This window comes from Mycobacterium sp., assembly GCF_049683355.1.
GTDB lineage: Bacteria > Actinomycetota > Actinomycetes > Mycobacteriales > Mycobacteriaceae > Mycobacterium.
In genome coordinates this window covers 1-7,275 of sequence record NZ_JBAUJB010000087.1, presented here as the reverse complement: position 1 = coordinate 7,275, position 7,275 = coordinate 1, and the positions used below count along the sequence as shown (strand labels likewise).

The following is a 7,275-nucleotide window of genomic DNA, read 5'->3' as shown; positions in this document are numbered from 1 at the left end:
AACTCAAAGTACGCTGGCGGTGTCTTCGGCGAATCGGACTGTGCCCAACCAGAATTGGCCAGATCGTTGCTGCCGCAATCGTCCTATCAACTCTCCAGCGGGGAAACTACTGAGAAAACCTCACTGTGTGTCTGCCTGTGGCGGTTGAACGTCGGCCGGCCAAGCTTTGTCGCGTTACTGATCCTCGGGCCGGCACTGCTACTCGAACCGGTCAGATCCAACCTCGCATTCGGCCAGGTCAACATCATCCTGATGGCCTTGGTTGTTTCCGATTGCCTGCGGGCGGTGCCCCGGGCGATGCGCGGTGTCGGTATCGGGCTCGCCGCCGCCATCAAGCTCACCCCCGCGGGCTTCGGCTTGTTCCTGCTGGCGCGACGTGACACCAAAGCGATCGGTGCCGCTATCGCTGTCCTGATGGCGACGGTTGCGGTGGGTTTCTGGCTGCGGCCGACCGACTGGAAGTGGTTCTGGACGAGCGAGTTCTTCCGTGACGACCGTGCCGGTGGCCACGAGTTCCGCCGCAACCAGGCCATCACCGGCCCGCTCGCGCGACTCGGCCTCGACGGTACGGTCAAGGACATCGTCTGGCTGCTAGCCGCTCTCACGGTTGCGCTCGTGGCGTTCTGGGCGGCCCGTCGCTTTGCGCGCAACGGCGAACACGTGGTGGCCCTCGGCGTAGTGGCGCTGGCGGTTCTGCTCGCCGCTCCGATCGCAGTCACTCACCACTGGGTCTACTGTGTCATCCTGCTGCCGCTGATAGTCGCGCCCCAGTATCGGCCATGGCGTCCGTTGCTCGCGGCGACCGCGGTGGCATTTCTCATCGGCCCGCACTTCGTCCTGGAAACTGCTGGGCCACAGGCAGTGTGGCAGCAGATCGCACTCAACCTCATCGGCAGCGCTCAGTTCCTCACTGCCGCGGCATTATTGACAGCCGCGGCGGTGGTGGCTCGGCAGCGTCCCGCCGAGCGCGATTCGCCTGATGCCACTCCGCCGGCTGCTGAACAGGTCCTTGCCGGTGCTCGATGACCACCACCCCGCTTCATGATCCACCCAGCACTTCCGGTACGACCTCGTCGAGTGAGCTTTCGCGGCGATCCGCAATTCGCCGGTACGCGTTCGGCAGCGCCATCGTGTTCGCAGTCGCGGCGTGGGTACTCTGGCGCACCAGCCCCCGCGAGGTTCCCAATCTGCACGGGTTCGCCACAGTGGCCGGTGATTGGCCCTCTGCGACAATAGATCCCGGCTTCGCATACACCCTGCGCGTACCGCTTGGCCAGATGGTGTACCGGGTGTTGCCCTCCCAGAACGAGACTGTGTTCTTAATTCTCCACCTTGCCTGCCTGCTGCTGGTCGCCGTCCTGCTCGCGGTCTGGTTGTTCAGACGGGTCGGCGCACACCAGGGCATGCTCGCCGGGTGCATACTGCTGCTGGCCCCGATCACACCCGTGCTGCTCCTGTGGGTCGGGATGTACGACGCGTTCTCGATGTTGGCGTGGACGTTGGTATTGATGTCATTCAATCGCGGCCACCGAGCGCAGTTCGCCGCCGCGGCCTTGGCCGGCTTCCAGAACTTCGAGCAATCAGTCGTGGGAATTGTGGTGCTGTTGCTCATTCCAGCCCTCTGGCGCGGCGCCAGGTGGGCACCACGTGTTGTTCCTCTTCTTGCCGGCCTCGCAGCGGGCAAAATCCTCCTGGAACTGGTGTTGTCTGAGGCCGGCGCCGCGCCGGGGGACCGGTTCTCCTACCTTCTCGACGACGGCAAGGGCCTCGACCTCGTGTCGTCCGCAGCAGGGGCACTCCCGGTGCTGCTGTGGTCGGCTTTGGGTGGCTTGTGGATTTTTGCAGCTCTCGGGTTACGAAACGTGTGGAGATCGTGGGAACCACGCGAGAAGGTGATGTTGGCGGCCGGGGCGGCCATCTGGATGATCGGCGGCGTGCTGGCCGAGGATCAGACCCGCGTGTTGGCTTTGACCTCGTTTCCGGCTGTGGTCGCCGGGGCGTTGATACTGGCGTCCCGATACCAGGATGTCCAGCGGTTCGCGGGGCAACCGTCTGCGTGGATTCTCCTACTGGCGCCGCCGCTGGTGCTGTGGAACAACAACTTTGTGCCATTGGCAGCCGATGTCGCGGAGAGTGATGTCAGTCAGCTCGCCGGCGCGAACAGATAGTTGCGCAACCTGTGATGTGGGCCGGTGAGCGACTTCCATCGCTCGCCGAGCCACCCGTAGAGCTCATACCCACGGTCGGACAACAGGTTGAAGACATCGGCGGCGGTCTTGCCGTAGCGACCCAGATGACGATCTTCGATCTCGAGCATGATCGTGGGGCGGTGCCGCCAGACCATCTCGGCACCGGCGAGGATCGCCAACTCGGCTCCCTCGCAGTCGATCTTGAGAAAATCCAGACGGTCCAGAGCCAGTTCGTCACACAACCCGTCGAGGGTCTGCACACGAACCGGAAGTGCTACCGCACGGGTGAACTCGCTGTTGGGCCCCTCATGGACGGCACCGTCCATGAGATAGGACCGCCCGTGAACAGGGAGATTCCAGCGACGCGGCACAGACAAGGACCCATGACCTGCTTGCGCTCCCAGAGCTACTGGAGCCACTGTCATCGATCGAGCACCGAGCGTGCTTGCCGCGATACGCAACCGCCGCACCAGATTCGGGGTCGGTTCCACCGCGACCACCCGCCCGCTGGGGCCGGCCAGACAAGCGAGCGGCACCGAGTACAGGCCGTACTCCGCTCCCACGTCCAAACAGACGTCGCCGGCCCGCACCACCGTTGCCAGGCCTCGGACCTTCAGACTCGATGAACGCCGCCCTGCGTGCGCCGGCAGTCAACACCGAGTTCGCGGCACGCAACGGCGGTTGCGAGGGAGTTCACGCGCGGTGGCAAAGATCGCAGAGTGGCCCCAAGACACAACTCTACCCTTACGTAAGATATGAATCAGTACGCGCGCACAATTCCTACTCGCTGCTGCCGAGTTGTCCCGACAGCCGGTCGTGACGATCGGCGGAATCCTGGTTCAGTCCGACGATCTCAACGCTCTTGTGTTTGGCCTGGTATTTGGTGGTGATCGCATCCAGTGCCGCCACCGTGGAGGCGTCCCAGATATGTGAGTCCGACATGTCGATGACAACTGCTTCGGGATCGCCCAGATAGTCGAACTGATACACGAGGTCGTTACTGGACGCGAAGAAGAGCTCCCCGGTCACCCGGTAGACCACGCTGATCACATTCCCGTCAACGTCTTTGGTCTCCTCGGCCCGCTCCACCGTCACCAGATGGGCCACACGACGGGCGAAAAGCACCATCGCCGTGAGCGAACCGACGATGACTCCGTAGGCGAGGTTGTGACTGAACACGGTCACCGCCACGGTGGCCACCATCACCAGGGTCTCGCTGCGGGGCATCCGCCGCAGAGTCGACGGGGCGATGCTGTGCCAGTCCATCGTCGCCACCGACACCATGATCATCACCGCGACAAGTGCCGCCATCGGGATCAACCCGACCACATCACCCAGACCGACAACCAACCCGAGCAGGAACACGCCGGCCAGGAAGGTGGAGATCCTGGTACGGGCGCCGGAGACCTTCACGTTGATCATGGTCTGGCCGATCATCGCGCACCCGCCCATACCGCCGAAGAAGCCGGTGACCACGTTGGCGACGCCCTGGCCCCAGCCTTCACGAGTCTTGTCGGAGTGGGTGTCGGTGATGTCGTCGACCAACTTGGCCGTCATCAAGGACTCCAGCAGACCGACCAACGCCATGGCGAGCGCATAGGGGGCGATGATCGTCAGGGTCTCCATGGAGAACGGCACATCGGGAATGAGCAGGCTCGGCAGATTTGACGGCAGTTCGCCCTGGTCGCCGACGTTGGGCAGGTCCACGCCCAGCATGACGGCCGCACCGGTGAGACCCACGATGGCCACCAAGGGCGCCGGAACTGCGGTGGTCAGCTTTGGAAGGAGCACCATGACCAAGACACCGACGACAACAAACGGATACACCAGCGCGGGCACGCCGAGCAGATGCGGCATCTGGGACAGGAAGATCAGGATCGCGAGTGCGTTGACAAAGCCCACCATGACGCTACGGGGAATGAACCGCATCAGCCGGGCCACGCCGATCACACTGAGCACGATCTGCAGGACACCGGCGAGGATGACGGCCGCGATGAAGTAGTCGAGACCGTACTGGTGCGCCAGCGGCGCGATGACCAGCGCGATGGCTCCCGTGGCCGCCGAAATCATGGCCGGGCGCCCACCGACGAACGCAATCGTCACCGCCATCGTGAACGACGCGAACAACCCGACCCGGGGATCAACACCCGCGATGATAGAGAACGAGATGGCCTCGGGGATCAGCGCCATTGCCACGACCAGTCCGGAGAGCACCTCGGTCCGCAGTCGGCGCGGAGAGCGCAGCGCAGCCCAGACCGACGTGCTCGGGTCCCCGGCCTCGCGGACTGTGGGGGCAGTCGCAGCCTCTCGCTTGTTCAAGAACACTCCAATCAGGTTGCAGCACAAAAGCACCCACTTATGGGTGACCATGAGTTTCGTGGAGGCAGGTGCACCGATGCACGTCTCGCGGAAGGTTCACCTGAGAATGGGAACTACGACGCCGCGAGGGCTGCCTCCGGGAACTTTACCCTTACCGGAGGGATGAGTTGAAATTTCGTGGTGCAAGTCACCAGTGCGCCGGGAGACCGGTCGGCCAACGCGTACTCCCCCGGACGCGGATCCGACACACCGCCACCCCTCGAATGCGGCTGTCGCACCATCGCCGTACGCGTGGAAAGAGATCGGCGCCACCGGCAACCAGCTCAACCCCGGCAACACGCTAACGGCGATCGGTTCGGCAGTCTGTCGGCCGAACGGTCGAAATCGCTACAGGTCGTTGAGGCTGAGAATGCCATCTTCTTCGATGGCCCGCGCGAGGTCTCGGCCTGAAACCAGGCGATCAGCACCCGCTTACGGGGTGGAGGTGTGTGCCGCGTGGATCGCCTCGATACTCCGGCCGGGCAGCTACCCCGCCGAAGTGACCGGTTCGATCGGGAGGTTGCGCAGCGCACCGGGGGCGTCGGCGGGGACCACCGGATGCGCCGGAGCGATGGGCGCGAGGTGCCGATAGGGCTCGCCCTGCGCGGGACGGAGGTCCTCTTCGCCCTTGTTCGGCCACAGCGACGCCGCCCGCTCCGCCTGGGCGGTGATCGAAAGCGACGGGTTCACACCGAGATTGGCCGAGATCGCGGCACCGTCCATCACCGACAGCGTCGGATAGCCGTACACCCGCTGATACGGATCGATCACGCCGTGCTCGGGACTATCGCCGATTGCCGCACCGCCGAGGAAATGGGCGGTGAGCGGGATGTTGAACAACTCGCCCCAGGTACCGCCCGCCACGCCGTCGATCTTCTTGGCGATCCGTCGGGTGACCTCGTTGCCTGCCGGGATCCACGTCGGGTTCGGTTCGCCGTGACCCTGCTTGCTGTCCAGCACCCGGAAACCGAACCTGGTCTTCCTGGTGAAGGTGGTGATCGAGTTGTCCAGATGCTGCATGACGAGCGCGATCACGGTGCGCTCGCTCCACCGGCGCGGGTTCAACAACCGCAACGTGCCGCGCGGATCGTTCCGCGCGGTAGTGACCAACTGCCTCCACCGCGGCACCTCGGTGCCCTGCGGACCGGCGCCGTCGGTCATCAACGTCTGCAGCAGACCCATCGCGTTGGACCCCTTGCCGTATCGCACGGGTTCGACGTGGGTGTCCGGCGTCGGGTGGATCGACGACGTGATGGCGACCCCGTGCGTGAGGTCGAGGTCGTCACCGACCGCCAAACGCCCTGCGCCGACGATGGACTCCGAGTTGGTCCTGGTCAGCACGCCCAGCCGGTCGGACAGCTTCGGCAGCTTGTTCGTGTCCCGCATCTTGAACAGCAGCTTCTGGGTGCCGTACGTACCGGCCGCCAGGATCACGTAGCGCGCCGTGAACGTCTTGCGGCGCCTGCGCAGCTTGCCCCCGGTGCGCGCGGTGCGCACCTCCCACAGACCGTCTGCCCGCTGCTCGAGACCCTTGACCATGGTCAGTGGATGCACCTGTGCACCAGCGGATTCGGCCAGCCCCAGATAGTTCTTCACCAGAGTGTTCTTTGCGCCGAACCGACATCCGGTCATGCAGGATCCGCACTCGATGCAACCGGTGCGGGCCGGGCCGGCACCACCGAAGTAAGGGTCCTCGACGCGTTTGCCCGGCATCTTCTGGCCGTCGGTGCCGAAGAACACGCCGACGGGCGTCGGGACGAAGGTGTCACCGACACCCATGTCGTCGGCGACCTCCTTCATGATCCGGTCCGCATCGGTGAACGTCGGGTTGGTCACCACACCGAGCATCCGCTGGGCCTGCTCGTAGTGCGGCATCAGCTCGGCACGCCAGTCGGTGATGTCGCGCCACTGCGGGTCGTTGAAGAACGGCTCCGGGGGCACATACAGCGTGTTGGCGTAGTTCAGCGAGCCGCCGCCGACTCCCGCCCCGGCCAGGATCATGACGTTGCGCAGCAGGTGGATGCGCTGGATCCCGTACATCCCGAGCTGCGGCATCCACAGGAACTTGCGCAGGTTCCATGACGTCTTGGCGAACTCGGCGTCGGTGAACCGGCGGCCTGCTTCCAGCACACCGACCCGGTAGCCCTTCTCGGTGAGCCGCAGCGCGCTCACGCTGCCGCCGAACCCCGAGCCGATGATGACGACGTCATAGTCAGGCCTCATCAGAACATTATGAACTTACCCACCGGTAACCTGCTAGCGAGGCGACCCTAACCACCCCAGCAGCTAATGTCGGTGACTGTGGCCAACCGGACGGTGGAGGGGATGACGGCTCGCGACGCGAAACGCCTGCAGACCAGGGAACGACTGATGGGCGCCGCTGTCGCGGAGTTCAAGCGGTCCGGCATGGCCGACGCCGACGTCGGCGCGATCGTCGGGGCAGCCGGCGTTGCTCACGGCACTTTCTTCTTCCACTTTCAGACCAAGGAACACGTGCTGCTCGAACTCGAGCGGCGCGAAGAGGACCGCATCGCCAAGCGATTCGCCCAGTTCACCAAGTCGGAGCCAGATCTTCCGTCGACGCTGCGCGCGGCGGTGGATCTGGTGATGGACCTGGAACGTCGCCTCGGCGAGCTGCTCTTCAAAGACTTTCTGGCGCTGCACTTCTCCCCGACCCGGCCGCCGGCCGAGGAGAGCGACGATCATCCGCTGATCGTCCTGGTCGCCG

General features: G+C 64.5%; 6 protein-coding genes. 3 read left to right on the top strand and 3 right to left on the bottom strand.

Annotated elements, in window-relative coordinates; all coding sequences use genetic code 11:
• Both WA944_RS05495 and WA944_RS05490 read left to right on the top strand, forming a co-directional pair.
• A partial coding sequence (locus WA944_RS05495; RefSeq protein ID WP_526646504.1) for a glycosyltransferase 87 family protein occupies window positions 1–1,026 on the top strand: 1,026 nt, incomplete at its 5' end.
• Window positions 1,027–1,289: 263 nt separating this feature from the next.
• Window positions 1,290–2,168: a hypothetical protein gene (locus WA944_RS05490; RefSeq protein ID WP_526610469.1), complete on the top strand. Its 879-nt coding sequence runs from the start codon at window positions 1,290–1,292 to the stop codon at window positions 2,166–2,168.
• On the opposite strand, the gene WA944_RS05485 is transcribed toward WA944_RS05490, so the two are convergent.
• The 3 genes from WA944_RS05485 to WA944_RS05475 form a co-directional block, all read right to left on the bottom strand.
• Window positions 2,144–2,752, bottom strand: a complete 609-nt coding sequence (locus tag WA944_RS05485; RefSeq protein ID WP_526610466.1) for an FkbM family methyltransferase — start codon at window positions 2,750–2,752, stop codon at window positions 2,144–2,146. The genes WA944_RS05490 and WA944_RS05485 overlap by 25 nt on opposite strands.
• Window positions 2,753–2,969: 217 nt before the next feature.
• Window positions 2,970–4,508: a SulP family inorganic anion transporter gene (locus WA944_RS05480; RefSeq protein WP_526375384.1), complete on the bottom strand. Its 1,539-nt coding sequence runs from the start codon at window positions 4,506–4,508 to the stop codon at window positions 2,970–2,972.
• Window positions 4,509–5,033: 525 nt separating this feature from the next.
• The gene (locus WA944_RS05475; protein ID WP_526610464.1) at window positions 5,034–6,770 is read right to left on the bottom strand and encodes a GMC oxidoreductase; all 1,737 of its coding nucleotides are present in this window, start codon (window positions 6,768–6,770) and stop codon (window positions 5,034–5,036) included.
• A 102-nt stretch (window positions 6,771–6,872) separates the two neighbouring features.
• Here WA944_RS05475 and WA944_RS05470 point away from each other — a divergent pair.
• Window positions 6,873–7,275 (top strand): TetR/AcrR family transcriptional regulator (locus WA944_RS05470; RefSeq protein WP_526646502.1); only part of this gene is annotated, 403 nt, incomplete at its 3' end.

What these genes read in the sequence shown, in the direction of transcription:
- WA944_RS05475 (WP_526610464.1), bottom strand. Translation starts at nt 6,770, where the DNA reads ATGAGGCCTGACTATGACGTCGTCATCATCGGCTCGGGGTTCGGCGGC.